The organism is Amycolatopsis sp. CA-128772 (genome assembly GCF_002904295.1).
Lineage (GTDB): Bacteria > Actinomycetota > Actinomycetes > Mycobacteriales > Pseudonocardiaceae > Amycolatopsis.
This window is the reverse complement of the sequence record NZ_PPHG01000017.1, coordinates 39,902-59,475: the sequence shown is the minus strand read 5'-3', so window position 1 is coordinate 59,475 and position 19,574 is coordinate 39,902. Positions and strand designations below refer to the sequence as shown.

Sequence of the window (19,574 nt, the reverse complement as noted above, 5' to 3'; positions counted from 1 at the left end):
TCATCGGGAATCGGTACCGTCGAGCGCCAGCCGCACCAGCGCTTCGGCGTCCAGGTCGTCGACGTCGCCGTCGTTGCCGGCGGCCGCGTCCAGCCCGGCCAGCTCCAGCAGCGCCGTCATCAGCCCGGCGTCGCGGAACCGGGCCAGCGGCACGGTGGCCAGCGCCGCCCGGATCCGGGCCTCTTCGGGGTCGGCCGCGGCGCCGGGCCGCAGGACGCCGAGGAGGTGGCGGGCGAGGGCGGCCGGGGTGGGGTGGTCGAAGACGACCGTCGCGGGCAGGGCCACGCCGGCCGCCGCGGCGAGGCGGTTACGGAACTCCACCGAGGTCAGGGAGTCGAAGCCGAGTTCGGTGAACGGCTTGGTGGCGGCGACGGCGTCGGCCCCGCGGTGTCCCAGCGCGACGGCCGCTTCGGTGCGGACCAGGGCCAGCAGCGTCCGTTCGGCGTCCACTTCGGACAGCTCGGCCAGCCGCGGATCGTCGCCGGGCGGAACTTCCGTCTCCACGACGCGCCGGGCGTCCGGCACGCCCAGCAGCAGGGCGCTCGGACGGGCGGAGGTGAAGGCGGGCACGAACCGCGTCCAGTCGACGTCGGCGAGGGTCAGCGTGGTCTCGTCCCGCCCGACCGCACCGGCGAGCGCGCGGACGGCGAGAGCGGGTTGCAGCGGTGTCAGGCCGCGGCGGCGGAGGTAGTCCTCGGCGTCGTGGTCGGCGGCCATGCCGCCGCCGGCCCACGGACCCCAGGCGAGCGCGGTCGCGGTTCTCCCGGCGGCCCGGCGGCGCTGGGCGAGCGCGTCGAGGTGGGCATTGGCGGCGCCGTAGGCGGCTTGGCCGCCGCTGCCCCAGACGCCGGCGATGGACGAGAACAGCACGAAGGCGTCCAGTTCCCGATCGCCGAGGAGGGAGTCGAGGTTTTCGGCGCCGATGACCTTCGCGGCCAGGATTTCGGCGAAGGGAGCCAGGTCGGGGTCGTCGACGGGGGTCGCTCCCCCGGTTCCGGCCGCGTGGACGACAGCGGTCAGGTCGTCGCGGATGTCGGCCAGCACGGCGGCGAGCGCGGCCCGGTCGGCGACGTCGCAGGCGACGATCGTCGCGGGGGCGCCCAGGGCGGTCAGCTCGGCGGCCAGGGCTTCGGCACCGGGGGCCGCAGCGCCGCGGCGGCTGGTGAGGACGATCCGCTCGGCGCCCGCGGTGGCGAGCCAGCGGGCGACGTGGGCACCGAGCGCGCCGGTACCACCGGTGACGAGCACGGTGCCGCGCGGCCGCCAGGGGCGCCCGGCGGGGGTGGCGGTGACGGGGACGAGCCGCCGGGCGAACCGGCCGCCGGCACGGACGGCGACCTGGTCCTCGGCCGGGCCGGCCAGGGCCTGGACGAGCAGGTCGCCGAGGCTGCCAGGAGCTTCGGCGGCCGGATCGGCCAAGGCCGGGACGAGCAGGCGGCCGGGGACTTCGCCGCCCGGATCGGCCATGGCCTGGACGAGCGGGTCGCCGAGGCGGCCGGGGACTTCGCCGCCCGGGGCCCCGATCGGGGAAGCGGCCGAGGCTTCACCCCGACCGGCAGCTCCGGCACCGCCGCCCCACTCGGCGGGCAGGTCGATCAGGCCGCCCCAGCCCTCGGGGCGGTCGAGGGCCGCGCTGCGGCCGAGGCCCCAGACCTGGGCCTGGACCGGGTCCGGTGCCGGGTCGGCGTGGCCGAGGGACACCGCGCCTCGCGTCACCGTCCACACGGGAACTCCCGGCGCCGCCCGGAGCAGGGCCAGCGTCGCCGCCACGCCGGCGGGGACGACCGAGTCCGTGGCGGGACTGAGCGCGAGCAGGGACAGGACTGCGTCCGCGGCCCGGGCTGCCTCGGCGAGGTCGTCGCCGGCCGGGTCGTCGAGGCGGGTGAACGCGACGCCGTGTGCGGTGAGGGCCGCGGTCACCTCGTCGCCCAAGCGCGCTTGCGCGGCCGGGACGGCCAGCAGCCAGCGACCCGACGGCGCCGCCGGGGTTTCGCGGGACGGCTCCCAGACCACCCGGTACCGCCATCCGTCCACGACGGACTCGTCGGCGTGGTGCCGCCGCCAGGACGACAGGGCCGGGAGCAACGCGGTCAGGGAGGCGCGCTGGTCGTCGTCGATCGACAGGGTGCCGGCCAGCTCGGCGACGTCCTCGCGTTCGATCGCCGACCAGAACGCCGTGTCCGACGCCGGGGCCGTCGGTTCGAGCCAGTAGTGCTCGTGCTGGAAGGCGTACGTCGGCAGGTCCACGCGCCCGGCGGGGGCGAAAACCGCGGCCAGGTCGGCCGGGGCGCCGTGCGCGAACAGGGTCGACAGCGCCGTCAGCGCCGCCTCGCCGTCGGGGCGGTCGCGCCGCAGGGACGGGACCACCACCGCGTCCGGCACGCTGTCGCGGACCATCGAGCTGAGGACGCCGTCCGGGCCCAGCTCCAGGAAGACGCCGGCACCGGCGGCTTCCAGGGTCGCGACACCGTCGGCGAAGCGGACCGCTTCCCGCACGTGGCGGACCCAGTAGTCCGCCGTGAACGGCTCGGCGAGAGCACCGCTCACATTCGAGAGCACCGGTATTCCGGCTGGGTGGTAGGTGACCTTGTCGGCGGCCGCGCGGAACTCGTCGAGCATCGGGTCGAGGTGCGGTGAGTGGAAGGCGTGGCTGACGCTGAGCCGCTTGGTCCGGGCGCCCCGGCCCGCGAACTCCGCGGCGACGGCCAGGACTTCGGGTTCGTCGCCGGAGACGACGACCGACGCCGGGCCGTTGACCGCGGCGATCGAGACGCCCTCGCCCAGCAGTGGCCGGATCTCGGACTCCGGTGCCGCGATCGACACCATCGCGCCGCCCTTCGGCAGTGCCTGCATCAACGCAGCCCGCGCCGAGACGAGCAGGCACGCGTCTTCGAGGGAGAACACCCCGGCGACGTGCGCGGCGGCCAGTTCGCCGATCGAGTGCCCGGCGACGAACGACGGCCGGACGCCCCACGACTCGAACAGCCGGTACAGCGCGACCTCGACGGCGAACAGCGCGGGCTGGGTGAACCCGGTCTCGTCCAAGCCGGGCGCGTCGCCGAACACGACGTCCCGCACCGGCACGGTGAACTCGGCGCAGATCTCGTCGAACGCCTCCGCGTAGACCGGGTACCGGTCGTACAGCTCGCGTCCCATGCCGGCCCGCTGCGCGCCCTGGCCGGTGAACAGCACGGCGAGCCGGCCGGACGACGCCGTCCCGCGGACGACGCCGGCCGCCGGTTCCCCGGCCGCCAGAGCATGCAACCCGGCAACCAGCTCGGCGCGGCTGCCACCGAGGACGACCGCCCGGTCCTCGAACCGGGCCCGGGTGAGCAGCGCCCCGGCGACCGCTGCCGGGGAGGCCACCGCCGCCGCCAGCTCGCCCCCCTGCCCTCGCCACGCCGATTCCCCCGCGGCCGGCAGTTCACCGGCGACCGCTGCCGGGGAGCCGACCGCCGTGGCCAGCTTGCGTGCCTGCGCGCGCAACGCCGGTTCGCCCTTCGCCGACAACGCCCAGGCCACCACCGGCGGCTCCGGCGTCAGCACCGGTTCCGGCACCGGAACCGGCTCCGACGGAAGCTCCAGGATCGCGTGCGCGTTCGTCCCGGAAATGCCGAACGCCGACACTCCCGCGCGGCGCGGGCGGTCCACCGACGGCCACGGCCGCTGCTCCGTGAGCAGCTCGACCGCACCCGTCGTCCAGTCCACCCGGCTCGAGGGCGCGTCCACGTGCAGCGTCCGCGGCAGCACGCCCTGGCGCATGGCCAGCACCATCTTGATCACCCCGGCCACGCCCGCGGCCGACTGCGTGTGGCCGAGGTTCGACTTCAGCGAGCCCAGCCACAACGGTGTCGAACGGTCCTGGCCGTACGTCGCCAGCACCGCCTGCGCCTCGATCGGGTCGCCGAGGGTCGTACCGGTGCCGTGCGCCTCGACGGCGTCCACATCGGACGGCCGGAGCCCGGCGCTCGCCAGGGCCGCGCGGATGACCCGCTGCTGCGAAGGGCCGTTCGGCGCCGTCAAGCCGTTCGACGCGCCGTCGGAGTTGACCGCCGAACCGCGCAGGAGCGCCAGGATCTCGTGACCGTTGCGGCGCGCGTCGGAAAGCCTTTCCAAGACCAGCATGCCGGCGCCCTCGCTCCAGCCGGTGCCGTCCGCCGCGTCCGCGAAGGCCTTGCAGCGGCCGTCCGCCGACAGCCCGCGCTGGCGGCTGAACTCGACGAAGATGTCCGGTGTGCCGAGGATCGCGACGCCGCCGGCCAGCGCCAGGTCGCATTCGCCGTGGCGGAGGGCTTGGCCCGCCAGGTGCAGCGCGACCAGCGACGACGAGCACGCCGTGTCCACCGTGACCGCGGAACCTTCCAGGCCCAGGTGGTAGGCGACCCGGCCGGACAGCACGCTGCCCGCGTTGCCGGTGAGCAGGTGCCCCTCGACGCCGGCCGGCGCGCCCGCGGCGTAGCCGGAGTGGGCGGCGCCGACGAACACGCCGGTGTTACTGCCGCGCAACGTGCCCGGGTCGATGCCCGCCCGCTCGAACGCCTCCCACGACACTTCCAGGAGCAGCCGCTGTTGCGGGTCCATCGCGAGGGCTTCGCGCGGCGAGATCCCGAAGAACTCCGCGTCGAACTGCGCGGCACCGGGCAGGAAGCCGCCTCCGGTGGCGTAGAACGTGCCCGGGTGGGCCGGGTCCGGGTGGTAGAGCTCGCCGACCGGCCAGCCGCGGTCGGCCGGGAACCCGCCGATCGCGTCGCGCCCTTCGGCGACCAGCCGCCACAGGGCGTCGGCGGAATCGACGTCGCCCGGGTAGCGGCAGCTCATCGCGACGATGGCGATCGGGTCGTCGGCGACGCGGGCCGCGGGAACGACCGGGGCGGCGGCCGGCCGGGAGTCCGCCAGGAACCCGGCCAAGGCCAGGGGGTTCGGGTAGTCGAAGACGAGGGTCGCGGGCAGGGGGCGGCCGGTCGCGGTGGCGAGCCGGTTGCGCAGCTCCACCGACGTCAGCGAGTCGAAGCCGGAGTCCTTGAACGCCTTCGCGGGGTCGACGGCGCCGGGGTCCGCGTGTCCCAGCACCGCCGCGACGTGCTTGCGGACCAGCTCCAGGAGCTGGTCGGGGGTCAGGCCGGCCGCGCCCTCTTCGGCGACGGCGGCCGCGGCGGCGCGGCGGACCGGCGTGCGCACCAGCCCGCGCCAGAGCGGAGCGAGGTCGTCGGCCGCGCGCAGGGCGGCGAGGTCGAGGCGCATCGGCACGGCGACCGGCCGGCCGAGCCCGATGGCGGCGTCCATCGCGGCCAAGGCGTCCTCGGTGGACAGTGGCCGGATACCCGAGCGCTCGATGCGGCCGCGGTCGCGGTCGCCGAGCCGGCCGGTCATCGCGCTGCCGAGCGCCCATTGGCCCCACGCAAGGGAAACCGCGGGCAGACCGGGTGACCGCCGTCGCGCGGCGAGGGCGTCCAGGGCACTGTTCGCCGCCGCGTACCCGCTTTGGCCGGCCGCGCCGACGATCCCGGCGACCGAGGAGAACAGGACGAACCAGGCCAGGTCGTGGTCCCGGGTAAGCCTGTCGAGCGCCGACGCGCCGTCCACTTTGGCGCGAAGCACCGCGGCCACCCGGGCCGGTGTCTGCGCTTCGAGCACGCCGTCGTCGAGGATCCCGGCGGCGTGCACCACCCCGATCAGCGGCTGCCCGGCGGGGATCTCCCGCAGCACGTCCGCCACGAAACCGGGCTCGGCCACGTCGCCGGCGACCACGATCGCCTCGGCGCCGAGCGCGGTCAGTTCTTCGCACAGCCCCGCGGCGCCGGGGGCGTCCGGGCCCCGCCGGCTCACCAGCACCAGCCGCTCGACACCCGGGCGACGGGCGAGGTGCCGGGCCACAGCGGCGCCGAGCGTGCCGGTGCCGCCGGTGACGAGCACGGTGCCCGCCGGTTCCGGCCGCGGCAGCGTCAGCACGTTCTTGCCGACGTGCTTGGCCTGGCTGACGAACCGGAAGGCGTCGGCCGCGCGGCCGAGTTCCCAGGCACGCAGCGGCAACGGCGTCAGCTCGCCGCGGCCGAAGGCGGTCAGCAGGTCGGCGAAAATGGCGGCGATCCGGTCCGGGCCGGGGTCGCCGAGGTCGAACGTGTGGTAGCCCGGGCCCTCGCGGACGTCGGTCTTGCCCAGCTCGACGAACTGGCCGCCGGGGGCGAGCAGCTCACGGGAAGCGTCGACGAACGGGCCGGTCAGGGAGTTCAGGACGACGTCGACCGGGCCGAACCTGTCCCGGAACGCCAGGGTCCGGGAACTCGCCAGATGCGCGTCGTCGAGGCCGAGCTCGCGCAGCACGGCGTGTTTTCCCTCGCTCGCGGTCGCGAACACCTCGGCGCCCGTCCAGCGGGCCAGCTGCACCGCGGCCATGCCGACGCCGCCGGCGGCCGAGTGGATCAGCACGGACTGCCCGGCGCGCAGGCCGCCGAGGTCGAACAGGCCGTAGTAGGCGGTGACGAAGGCGACCGGGACGGTCGCCGCCTCGGCGAACGTCCACCCGGCCGGGATCCGGGCCAGCCGCCGGGCGTCGGTGCCGGCTCGCGGGCCGAAAGCGTCGTCGACCAGGCCGAACACGCGGTCCCCGACGGCGAGATCACGGACGTCCGAGCCGACCTCGACGACCACGCCCGCCGCTTCGGAGCCGAGGCGGGCCTCCGGGTCGGGGTACATGCCGAGGGAGATGAGCACGTCCCGGAAGTTCAGCCCGGCCGCGCGCACCTCGATCCGGACGTCACCCGCGCCGAGCGGGGTCTCGGTCGTTTCGGCCACGGCCAGGCCGTCCGTGGTGCCGGTGCCGGTGGTGACGAGCTGCCAGGCGGCGCCGGCGGGGGTGAGCGGCATCCCGGTCGCGCGGACCAGCCGTGGCGCCGAAGCGGTGCCTTCACGCAGGGCCAGCTGCGGTTCACCGAAAGTGTCCACAATGGACAACAGCGCTCGGGAGCGCGGGTCGTCGTCGACGTCGGCCAGGAGGAACCGGCCCGGGTGCTCCGACTGCGCGGACCGCACCAGGCCGCCCACGGCCGCCGCCGCGAGGTCGCCATCGACCGCACCGCGGGTGACGACGACGAGCCGGCCGGGTCGCTCTTCGGCGAGCCAGGTCTGCAGCTTGCCAAGGACCCGGCCGGTGGTTTCGGCTACGTCGTTCCCGGTCACCGCCGCGAAAGTGAGCTCCTCGCGCGGTGCCGTGGGATCCGCGGCGACCTCGGTCCAGACCTGCTCGAACAGCGTGTCGGGGACGGCGGCCGCCGCGGGGGCGACCGGGCGCAGCAGCAGCGAGCCGACGGTCACCACGGCGGCGCCGGTGGCGTCCCAGGCGGTGAGGGCGACGGCGTTCTCCCCCGCCGGCGACAGCCGGACCCGCAGCGTCGTCGCGCCGGTGGCGTGCACCGCGACGCTCGTGAAGGAGAAGGGGACGCGGGCGGCGCCGTCGTCCGGCGTGACGATGCCGAGGCCCAGCGGGTGCAGGGCGGCGTCGAGCAGGGCCGGGTGCAGGGCGAAACCGGTGGCGTCGAACGGCTCGGGCAGCGCCACTTCGGCGTAGACCTCGGCGCCGGCCCGCCAGACGCGGGTAAGGCCGCCGAACGCGTCGCCGTAGCCGAAGCCCATGGCGGCGAGCCGCGAGTAGAGCGCGCCGGTGTCGACGGGCGCGGCGCCGGGCGGCGGCCACTCGGCGGCACTTTCACGTGAAAGTGCCGCTTGGCCGAGGGTGCCGGTGGCGTGGCGGGTCCAGTCCGCGCCGGAGCCCGCGGGCCGGGAGGACACTGTGATCGGACGGCGGCCGTCCGCGGCCGGTGGACCGGCCGAGACCTGGACCGCGACCGCGCCGCGGGCGGGCAGCACCAGCGGCGCCGCGAAGGTGAGCTCGTCGACGACGTCGCAGCCGACCTGGTCGCCCGCCTGGACGGCCAGTTCGAGCAACGCCGTGCCCGGCAGCAGGACCGTGCCCGACAGCGCGTGCCCGGCCAGCCACGGGTGCGTCTCCAGCGACAGCCGTCCACTGAGGACCGTGCCTTCGTCGCCGGCCAGCTCGACCGCCGCGCCGAGGAAGGGGTGCTCCAGCGCGCCCACGCCGGCCGCGCCGAGGTCGCCGCGGGCCACGCCGGGGCGGGGCCAGTACCGCTCGCGCTGGAACGGGTACGTCGGCAGGTCGATGCGGCGGCCGCCGGGGAAGAACGCGGCCCAGTCGACGTCGATGCCGTGGACGTGAACCGTGCTCACCGCCGAGAGCAGCGCTCTCTCTTCGGAGCGGTCGCGGCGCAGCGCCGGGACCGCGGTGCCGTCGACCAGCGCGCTGAGGACACCGTCGGGGCCCAGTTCGAGGAAGACCCCGACGCCCGCGGCTTGCAACGTCGCGACCCCGTCGGCGAACCGGACCGCCTCCCGGACGTGCCGGACCCAGTAACCCGCCGTGAACGGCTCGGCGAGAGCACCGCTCACATTCGAAAGCACCGGTATCTCGGCGGGGTGGTAAGTCAGGGATTCCGCGACCGCGCGGAACGCGGCCAGCATCGGGTCCATCAGCGGCGAGTGGAACGCGTGGCTCACGGCGAGCCGCTTGGTCTTGACGCCGTCCGCGGCGAAGCCGGCGGCGATGTCCAGCACCACGGCCGAAACCCCGGAGATCACCACCGAGGCCGGGCCGTTGACCGCCGCGACGGACACGCCGTCGCACCCGTCCACAGCGGACAGGACGTCGGCCTCGGAGGCGGCGATCGACACCATCGCCCCGCCGGCGGGCAGCGCCTGCATCAGCGACGCCCGCGCGGCGACCAGGCGGCAGGCGTCATCCAGCGAGAGCACCCCGGCGACGTGGGCGGCCGAGATTTCGCCGATCGAGTGCCCGGCCACGAAGTCCGGCCGGACCCCCCACGAGGAAACCAGCCGGAACAACGCGACCTCGACCGCGAACAACGCGGGCTGGGTGAACTCGGTCCGGTCGAGCAGCCCGGGGTCGGCGAAGGCCTCGCGCAGCTCCGGGCCGAAGTGCGCGAGCACGGCGTCGAACGCCGAGGCGTAGACCGGGAACCGTTCGTAGAGCTCCTGACCCATGCCGGCCCGCTGGGCGCCCTGGCCGGTGAACAGCACGGCCAGCAGGGCGTCCGGGTCGGCGGTGCCGGTGACGACGTCCTCGCCCAGCAGCACCGCGCGGCGGCCGAGCCGGGCGCGGGTCGTGGCCAGCGAAAACCCGATGTCGACCGGGTTCGCGGCCAGCGAGCGGACCTGCGCGGTCACCGCGGCGAGGGCCTCCGGGTCGTGGGCGGAGAGCACCCACGGCAGCAGCGCCTCCGTCGGCGCGGGTTCCGCGACCGCTGGAACGCCGGGCGCCTGCTCCAGGATCGTGTGGACGTTCGTGCCGCTGACGCCGAACGCCGACACCGCGGCCCGGCGCGGCCGGCCGGATTCGGGCCAGTCGCGGGCTTCGGTGAGCAGCTCGACCGACCCGGCCGACCAGTCCACCCGGGACGAAGGCGCGTCGACGTGCAGGGTGCGCGGGAGAACGCCGTGCCGCAGGGCCTCGACCGTCTTGATCACCCCGGCCATCCCGGCCGCAGCCTGGGTGTGGCCCAGGTTGGACTTGACCGACCCCAGCCACAGCGGCTCGTCGCGGTCCTGGCCGTAGGTGGCCAGCAGCGCCTGCGCCTCGATCGGGTCGCCGAGCCGCGTTCCGGTGCCGTGCGCCTCGATCGCGTCGACGTCCGAAGTGGACAGACCGGCGTTCGCCAGCGCGGCCCGGATCACCCGCTGCTGGGACGGCCCGTTCGGCGCGCTCAAGCCGTTCGACGCGCCGTCGGAGTTCACCGCCGACCCGCGGACCACGGCGAGGATCGCGTGGCCGTTGCGCCGGGCGTCCGACAGCCGCTCCAGCAGCACCAGGCCGACGCCTTCACCCCAGCCGGTGCCGTCGGCCGCGTCGGCGAACGCCTTGACCCGGCCGTCCGCGGCCAGGCCGCGCTGGCGGGCGAACTCCAGGAAGGCCATCGGCTTGGCCATGATCGCCACGCCGCCGGCCAGCGCCAGCGAGCATTCGCCCTGCCGCAGCGACTGCGCGGCCAGGTGCATCGCGACCAAGGCCGACGAGCACGCGGTGTCCACCGTGACCGCCGGGCCCTCCAGCCCGAAGGTGTAGGACAGCCGCCCGGACATCACGCTGGGTGCCTCGCCGGTGAGCAGGTACCCCTCCGAACCGGGCTCGAGCCCGGCGCCGTAGCCGGAGGTGCTGGCCCCGACGAAGACGCCGGTCCGGCTGCCGCGCAGGGTGGCCGGGTCGAGCCCGGCGCGCTCGAACACCTCCCACGACGTCTCCAGCAGCACCCGCTGCTGCGGGTCCATGGCGAGGGCTTCGCGCGGCGAGATGCCGAAGAACCCCGCGTCGAACTCGGCCGCGCCGGCCACGAACCCGCCGATCCCGGCGAGGTCGGTGTCGCCGAACGAGGCCAGGTCCCAGCCGCGGTCGGCGGGGAACTCCGTCAGCGCGTCGACGCCGCCGTCGACCAGCCGCCAGAGGTCCTCCGGGGAGCGCACGCCGCCGGGGAACCGGCAGCCCATCGCCACGATCGCGATCGGCTCGTCGACCGCCGCGACCGCGGTGACCTGCGTGGTCTCGGCGCGGCCGAGCAGCAGCCGGTGCAGTTCCGCGGCGAGCGCGCCCGGGTTCGGGTGGTCGAACACCAGGGTGGCGGGCAGGGTCAGCCCGGTCGCCGCGTTGATCCGGTTGCGCACCTCGACCGCGGTCAGCGAGTCGAAGCCGAGCTCCCGGAACGCGCGCCCGGCGGGGACCGCCGTCGCCGAGTCGTGCCCGAGCACCGCCGCGGCCTGCCCGCGCACGAGGTCCAGCAGCAACCGGCGGGCCTCGGCCTCCCCCAGCTCCGCGACCCGGCGGGCCAGCGCCGGGCGCGCCACCGCCGGCTCCTCGGCCAGCAGCGCCCGGACCTCGGGGAGGTCCTCGATCAGCGGCCGCCGCCGGGACAGCGTGAAGCCGGGGGCGAACCGGGCCCAGTCGACGTCGGCGACGGCCAGGAACACTTCGCGCGCGTCCAGGGCCTGGCAGAGCGCCTCCACCGCGGCTTCCGGTGCCATCTCGCGCAGGCCGCGGCGGCGCAGCTGCTCTTCCAGGTCGACGTCGCCGGCCATGCCGCCGCCGCCCCAGAAGCCCCAGGCGACCGAGGTCGCGGCGGCCCCGCGGGCCCGGCGCTGCTCGGCGAGGGCGTCGAGGTAGGCGTTGCCCGCGCCGTACGCGCCTTGCCCGCCGCTGCCCCAGACCCCGGCGTTCGACGAGAAGAGCACGAAGGCGTCGAGGTCGTCGCCGAGCAGTTCGTCGAGGTGGCGGGCGCCGTCGACCTTGCCGCCGGTGACGTCGGCGAATTCGGCCGGCGTGGTCTCCAGCACCGGCGTCGCCTGCGGCAGCCCGGCCGCGTGCACGACCGCGCGCACCGGCTCGTCCAAGCCGGCCAGCAGCGCGGCGAGCGCGGCGCGGTCGGCGACGTCGCACGCGGCGATCGTCACCCGCGCCCCGAGCCCGGCCAGCTCGGCTTCGAGTTCGGCCGCACCCGGGGCGGCCGGGCCGCGGCGGCTGGTCAGCACCAGGTGCCCGGCGCCGTCGGCGGCCAGGCGGCGGGCGACGTGCCCGCCCAGAGCGCCGGTGCCGCCGGTGATCAGGACCATGCCGCGCGGCTTCCACCGCCGCGCCGGTGGGGTGAACGGTGCGCGGACGAGCCGGCGTGCGAGCAGGCCGGACGGCCGGATGGCGAGCTGGTCCTCCTCGTCCACTCCGGACAGTGCGGCGGCGAGCAGGGCCGCCGTCGCCCGGTCCGGCTCGGCGGGCAGGTCGATGAGCCCACCCCAGATCCCGGGCAGTTCCAGGCCGATCACCCGGCCCAGGCCCCACGTCATCGCCTGCGCGGGCCGGATGTCGTCGCCGGTGACTCCGCCGCGCGTCACCAGCCACAACGGCGTTGCGCGGCCGGCCATGGCCTGGGCCAGCGCGAGGTTCGCGGTGGCTCCGGCGGTTTCGTCCAGCGCGAGCAGCGAGACGACCCCGGCGTACCCGTCGGCGCCGGTGAATCCGGACGTCACGACCGGCTCGGCGCCGTGGCCGGCGAGGGCGGCCGGGACACCTGCGTCGTCGTACCCCGCCGGAACGACGACCAGCCAGCGACCGGACAGCTCCGGTGTGGCCGGCGTGGCCACGGGCTTCCACTCGATCCGGTAGCGCCAGGAGTCCACATCGGACGCGGTGCGCGCCCGGTCGCGCCAGCGGGTCAGCGCGGGCAGCACCTCGGCCAGGGTGCTGGCGGGGTCGACGTCGAGGGTGCCCGCGACGGCGTCGAGGTCGAGACCGTCGACGGCGGCCCAGAACGCGGCGTCCACCGGGTCCGCGGCCGCGGTGCCCGCGTCGAGCCAGTAGCGCCGGCGCTGGAAGGCGTAGGTGGGCAGCTCGACGCGGTGGGCGCCGGGGAACGCGGGTGTCCAGTCGACCGCGACCCCGCGGACGTGCGCTTCGCCGAGCGACCGGAGGAACCGCTCGTACCCGCCGTCTTCGCGGCGCAGCGAACCGAGCGCCTCGACGCCGTCGGTCTCACCGATCGCCATGGTCAGCACCGGGTGCGGTGACGACTCGACGAACGTCCCGAAGCCTTCCGCGGCGAGCGTGCTGACCGCGATGTCGAGCCGCACGGTCTCGCGGAGGTTGGTGTACCAGTACCGCGCGTCCAGCTCGGCGCCGTCGAGCCAGGTGCCCGTGACGGTGGAGAAGAACGGGATGTCGCCGGTGCGCGGCCGGATCGGGGCCAGCACGTCCACGAGTTCGGCGCGCAGCTGCTCGACCTGCGCCGAGTGGGACGCGTAGTCGACGGGAATCCGCTTGGCGCGCACGCCGTCCGCCTCGCAGGCGGCGAGCAGGGCGTCCAGCGCCCCGGGCGTGCCGGAGACGACGACGGCGGCCGGGCCGTTCACCGCGGCGATCGACAGCCCGCCGGTCAGCCGCGCCTCGACCGTCTCCAGCGGTGCCGCGACGGAGACCATGCCCCCGCCGCCGGCCAGCGCCAGGATGGCCCGGCTGCGCAACGCGACGACACGGGCGCCGTCCTCGAGGGACAGGGCCCCCGAAACCACGGCGGCCGCGATCTCGCCCTGCGAGTGCCCCACCACCGCTTCCGGCACCACGCCGAAGGAGCGCCACAACGCGGCCAGCGAAACCATCACCGCGAACAGCGCGGGCTGCACCACGTCGACCCGGCTCAACGCTTCCGCGTCGGCCAGCACCGCCCGCAACGGCCAGTCCGCAAAGGACGAGAGCGCCGCCGCGCACTCGTCGAGCCGCGCCGCGAACACCGGCGACGACTCCGCCAGGTCGAGCGCCATGCCCGCCCACTGCGAACCCTGCCCCGGGAACACCAGGGCGGTCCGGCCCGGAACCACCGCACCGGTGACCACGTTCGCCGCCGGGAGCTCCTGGACCAGCGCGGACAGCCCGGCCAGCAGCGCACTGCGGTCCGAGCCGGTGACGACCGCGCGGTGCGGGAAGGCGGTGCGGGACGTCGCCAGCGAGAAGGCGATGTCGGCGCGGCTGTCCTCGGCGGCACGCTCCTGCAGCGCGGCGGCCTGGGCCCGCAACGCCTCGGGCGTCTTCGCGGACAACACCCACGGCACGACCGGCGGCTCGGGAGTGAGCCCGGCCTCGGCGGTATCGCCCTGTTCGAGGACGACGTGGGCGTTCGTGCCGGAGATGCCGAACGACGAGACGGCCGCCCGGCGCGGCCGCGGCCGCTCCCACGCGCGCGGCTCGTCGAGCAGCCGCACCGCACCGCTGTCCCAGTCCACATGGGACGAAGGCGTCCCCGCGTGCAGCGTCCGCGGCATCAGCCCGTGCCGCAGCGCCTGCACGGTCTTGATCACCCCGGCGACCCCGGCCGCGGCCTGGGTGTGGCCGATGTTCGACTTGAGCGAACCGAGCCACAACGGCTCGTCGCGGTCCTGGCCGTAGGTGGCCAGCAACGCCTGCGCCTCGATCGGGTCGCCCAGCGCGGTACCGGTGCCGTGCGCTTCGACCAGATCGACGTCCGAAGTGGACAGACCGGCGTCGGCGAGGGCCGCGCGGATCACCCGTTGCTGGGCCGGGCCGCTGGGTGCGCTGAGCCCGTTGGACGCGCCGTCGGAGTTCAGCGCGCTGCCGCGGAGCACGGCGAGCACCGGGTGCCCGAGCCGCCGGGCGTCGGACAGCCGCTCGACCAGCAGCAGGCCGGCACCCTCGGCCATGCCCATGCCGTCGGCTTCCGCCCCGAACGCCTTGCAGCGCCCGTCGGCGGCCAGGCCGCGCTGGCGGCTGAAGGCGGTGAACGACGACGGCGTCACCATCACCGCGACCCCGCCCGCGAGCGCCACCGAGCACTCGCCGCGGCGCAGGGCCTGCGCGGCCAGGTGCAACGCCACCAGCGACGAGGAGCAGGCGGCGTCGACGGTGATGGCGGGTCCTTCCAGCCCGAGGGTGTAGGCGACCCGGCCGGACAGCACGCTCGACACGCTGCCGGTGAGCAGGTGGCCTTCGAGGCCGTCCGGGATTTCGCGCATCCGGGCGTGGTAGTCCTGGTAGTTGGCGCCGACGAAGACGCCCGCGGGTTCGCCGCGCAGGGTGGCCGGATCGATCCCGGCGTGCTCGATCGCCTCCCACGAGACCTCCAGCAGGAGCCGCTGCTGCGGGTCCATCGCCAGCGCTTCCCGCGGTGAGATGCCGAAGAACCCGGCGTCGAAGTCGGCGACGTCGTGCAGGAAGCCGCCCTCGCGGACGGTCGACGTGCCCTGCTCGTCGGCCTCGCCGCCGAACAGCTTCGCGAGGTCCCAGCCGCGGTCGGCGGGGAACCCGGAAATGGCGTCGCGGCCTTCGGTGACGAGGGTCCACAGGTCGTCGGCGGACCGCACGCCGCCGGGGTACCGGCAGCTCATGCCGATGATCGCGATCGGCTCGTCGGCGTTCGCCACCCGGGTCACCGCGGCCGGCCCGGTGCGGGTGCCGAGCACGGCGTCACGCAGGTGCGCGGCCAGCCGCCGCGGGGTCGGGTGGTCGAAGACGAGGGTCGCGGGCAGCCGCACGCCGGTCGCCTCCGCGATCCGGTTGCGCACGTCCAGGGCGGTCAGCGAGTCGAAGCCGAGGTCGGTGAACGGCCGGTCCGGGTCGACGGCGGTGCCGCCGGCGTGCCCGAGCACCGCGGCGGCCCGGGCCCGGACCAGGTCCAGCAGCAGCCGGTCGGCGTCGGCACCGGACAACCCGGCTAGCTGGGCGGCCAAGGGCGCCGGCTCCGGCCCGGTGACTTCCGGCAGCCGGCGGACCTGCGGCAGGTCGTCGAACAGCGGCCGGGCGCGGCCGGCGGTGAACACCGGCAGGAACCGGGCCCAGTCGACGTCGGCGAGCACCACGAACGCGTCGTCGTGGCCGAGGGTTTCGTGCAGGCCGGCGATCGCGGTGGCCGGGTCCATCAGCGGCAGCCCGCGGCGGGCCAGCTGCCCGGCGTCGACGCCCTCGGACATCCCGCCCCGGCCGTCGATCGCCGTCGGCGCCCAAACACCCCAGGCGATCGACGTCGCGGCCGCGCCGCGGGCCCGGCGCCGCTCGGCCAGGGTGTCGAGGAAGGTGTTGGCGGCGGAGTAGGCCGCGTGGTCGCCGCTGCCCCAGACCCCGGCGATCGAGGAGAACAGCACGAAGGCGTCGAGGTCGTCGCCGAGCAGTTCGTCGAGGTGGCGGGCGCCGGCGACCTTCGCTCGGACGACCTCGGCGAAGCCGGGCAGGATCGTCTCGCTCACCGGCCGCAGCTCGACCGTGCCCGCGGCGTGGAACACCGAGCGGACCGGCTCGCCGAGGTCGGCCAGCAGCGCGGCGAGGGCGGCGCGGTCGGCGACGTCGCAGCGGGCGAGGGTGACGCGGGTGCCGAGCGCTTCGAGTTCGGCGGCCAGTTCGGCGGCGCCCGGGGCGTCCGGGCCGCGGCGGCCGGTCAGGACCAGGTGCGGGGCGCCTTCGGCGGCGAGCCAGCGGGCGACGTGGGTGCCGAGCGCGCCGGTGCCGCCGGTGACGAGGATCGTGCCCGCGGGCCGCCAGGTCCGCGGCCGGTCACCCCGCCCGGCGGGCCGCAGGCGCCGGACGCGGAGGCCGCCCGGCCGGACGGCGATCTGGTCCTCGTCGCCGCGGGCGGCGAGGATCCGGCCCAGGTGGCCGAGTTCCGCGGCGCCGGGTTGCGGCGTGAGGTCGACGAGGCCGCCCCAGCGGCCGGCGTGTTCCAGGGCGAGGACGCGGCCGAGACCCCAGAGCGGCGACTGCTCGAGGCCCGGCAGCTCGTCCGCGGGTCCGGTGCGGACCGCGCCGCGGGTCAGCACCCACAGCGGCGCGGTGACGCCGGCGTCGCCCAGCGCCTGGGCCAGGACGAGGGTCAGGACCAGCCCGGCCGGGCTCCCGGGGAAGTCCGGGTGCGGGCGTTCGCCGGCGGCGAGCAGGGACAGCACGCCGTCGAACGGCCCGGTCAGCCGCTCGGCCAGCGCGGCCCGATCGGTGCTGGTCAGCGTGAGGGTGACGACGTCGGCGGTGCGGGCCAGGAAGTCGACGACGTCCTGGCCGGCGCCGGCTTCGCCGCGCACGACCAGCCAGCGCCCGGACGGCGTGGCGGCGGGCAGTTCCGCGGGCTTCCAGGTGATCCCGTACCGCCACGAGTCCACAGTGGACTCGATGCTCCGGCGGCGGCGCCACCGGGCCAGCGCCGGGAGGACTTCCTCCAGCGGCGTGTCGACCGAGACGCCGAGGGTGCCCGCGAGGTCCGCCGGGTCGGCCCGGTCGACGACGTCCCAGAACCGCGCGTCGGCGGGCGCGGCTTCGCCGTGGCTGTCCTCGGTGCGCAGCCAGAAGCTTTCCCGCTGGAACGGGTAGGTGGGCAGGTCGACGCGGCTCGCCCCGGGGAACGCCGGGGTCCAGTCGACCTCGACGCCGGCGCAGTGCGCCTCGCCGAGGGCGCGCTGGAACCGGGCGAGGCCGCCGTCGCCGCGGCGCAGGGTGCCCAACGCGGTCGCCGTCTCGCCGATGGCCATGGTCAGCACGGGGTGCGGCGAAGCTTCGACGAATGTGCCGAAGCCGCGTTGAGTCAGGGCCCGCACGGCGTCGTCGAACAGCACGGTCCCGCGGAGGTTCGTGTACCAGTAGCCGGCGGCCAGCTCGGCGCCGCCGGCCCAGTCGCCGGTCACCGTGGAGAAGAAGGCGATCTCCGCCGTCCGCGGCGTGATCGGGGCGAGCACGTCCAGGAGTTCGTCGCGGATCTCCTCCACCTGCGCGGAGTGCGACGCGTAGTCCACCGGGATCCGCTTGGCCCGGATGCCGTCGGCCTCGCACGACCGCACCAGCTCGGCGAGGGCTCCCGGCTCGCCGGAGACCACCACCGCGGCCGGGCCGTTCACCGCCGCGATCGACAGCCCGCCGGTCAGCCGGGTCTCGACGTCCGCGCGGGGCGCGGCCACCGAGACCATCCCGCCGCGTCCGGCCAGCGCCACGATCGCCCTGCTGCGCAACGCCACCACGCGAGCACCGTCCTCGAGAGACAGCGCGCCGGCGACGACGGCGGCGGCGATCTCGCCCTGCGAGTGCCCCAGGACGGCGTCCGGCACGACGCCGTACGAGCGCCACAGCCCGGCCAGCGACACCATCACGGCCCACAACGCCGGCTGGACCACATCGACCCGTGCCTGGGCGCCGGCATCGGCCAGGACGTCCCGCAGCGACCAGTCCACGAAGGACTCCAGCGCCGCCGCGCATTCGTCGAGCCGCGCCGCGAAGACCGGCGACGACTCCGCCAGTTCGAGGGCCATCCCGGCCCACTGCGAACCCTGGCCGGGGAACACCAGCGCCACCTTGCCCGGCTTCCCGGCCACCCCGGTCACCACCGAGTCGTCCGGGACGCCCGCGGCGACGGCGGTGAGCCCGCGGAGCAGCTCGGCCCGGTCGCTGCCGACCACGACGGCCCGGTGCTCGAACCGCGCCCGCGTCACGGCGAGCGAGTAGCCGACCTCGGGCAGGCCCGCACCCTCCACTTCGGACAGCAAAGCCGCCTGGGCACGCAGAGCTTCGGCAGTGCGGCCGGAAACGACCCACGGCGTGACCGCGGGCACCGGCGCCGCCGGCACGGGTTCCACCGGCGGCGCGGCTTCGAGGATGGCGTGCGCGTTGGTCCCGCTGATGCCGAACGACGAGACGGCCGCCCGCCGCGGGTGGTCACGCTCGGGCCACTCGGCTCCGGCGTCGAGCAACCGCAGGGTGCCCGCCGACCAGTCCACTTCGGACGTCGGACGCCCGGCGTGCTTCGACGCGGGCAGCGTCGCGTGCTGCAGCGCCAGCACGGCTTTCAGCACCCCGGCGACGCCCGCCGCGGCCTGCGTGTGCCCGATGTTGGACTTCACCGAGCCCAGCCACAGCGGCTGTTCGGGCGACCGGCCGCGGCCGTACGTCTCCAGCAGCGCCTGCGCTTCGATCGGGTCGCCGAGCGGCGTGCCGGTGCCGTGCGCCTCCATCAGGTCGACCTGGCTCGCCGCGACCCGAGCGTTGGCCAGCGCGTCGAGGATGACCCGCTCCTGCGACGGCCCGTTCGGCGCGCTGAGCCCGTTGGACGCGCCGTCGGAGTTGACCGCCGAGCCGCGGACGACCGCGAGCACCGGGTGCCCGTGGCGCTGGGCGTCGGAAAGGCGTTCCAACACCAGCATCCCGGCGCCCTCGGCGGCGCCGAAGCCGTCGGCGTCCGCGGAGAACGGCTTGCACCGGCCGTCCGGCGACAGCGCCCGCTGCCGGCTGAGCTCGATCAGGATGCCCGGCGTCGCCATCACCGTGACACCGCCGGCCAGGGCCAGGGAACACTCGTCGCGGCGCAGCGCCTGCACCGCCCAGTGCAGCGCGACCAGCGACGACGAGCACGCCGTGTCGACGGTGACCGCGGGGCCTTCCAGGCCGAGGACGTAGGCGATCCGGCCGGAGGCGACGCTGGTGATCGTGCCGGTGAGCAGGTGCCCTTCGACCGACTCGGGCACCTTGTGCGAGCTCGGCGCGTAGTTCTGCTGCATGGCCCCGACGAACACGCCGGTGCGGCTCGACCGCAGCGTCCGCGGGTCGATGCCGCCGCGTTCCAGCGCCTCCCACGACGTCTCCAGCAGCAGCCGCTGCTGGGGGTCCATCGCCAAGGCCTCCCGCGGCGAGATGCCGAAGAAGCCGGCGTCGAACCGGTCGGCGTCGTGCAGGAACGCGCCGCCGCGCATGGAGAACGTGCCGGGCCGCGCCGGGTCCGGGTCGTACCGGGACGCCCAGCCCCGGTTGGCGGGCAGGTCCCCGACGACGTCGCCGCCCTCGGACACCAGGCGCCACAACGCTTCCGGCGTCTCGATCCCGCCCGGGAAGCGGCAGCCCATGCCGACGATCGCGATCGGCTCGGTCTCCCGCGCCTCGAAGTCCCGCAACCGCTGCTTGGCCTGGCGCAGGTCCGCGGTGGCCAGCTTCAGGTAGTCGCGGAGCTTGTCCTCGTTCGCCATGTGCCGTCAACTCC

The 19,574-nt window shown here is 75.7% G+C and carries 1 protein-coding gene; it reads right to left on the bottom strand.

Features of this window, described 5'->3' with window-relative positions; all coding sequences use genetic code 11:
• Window positions 1-19,560 carry a type I polyketide synthase gene (locus tag C2L59_RS48635; protein ID WP_304485931.1) on the bottom strand — a complete coding sequence of 6,520 codons (19,560 nt, stop codon included), beginning with the start codon at window positions 19,558-19,560 and terminating at the stop codon, window positions 1-3.
• Between the last annotated feature and the right edge of the window lie 14 nt (window positions 19,561-19,574).

Coding starts and splice junctions, on each gene's coding strand:
- C2L59_RS48635 (WP_304485931.1), bottom strand. CDS start 19,560: ATGGCGAACGAGGACAAGCTCCGCGACTACCTGAAGCTGGCCACCGCG.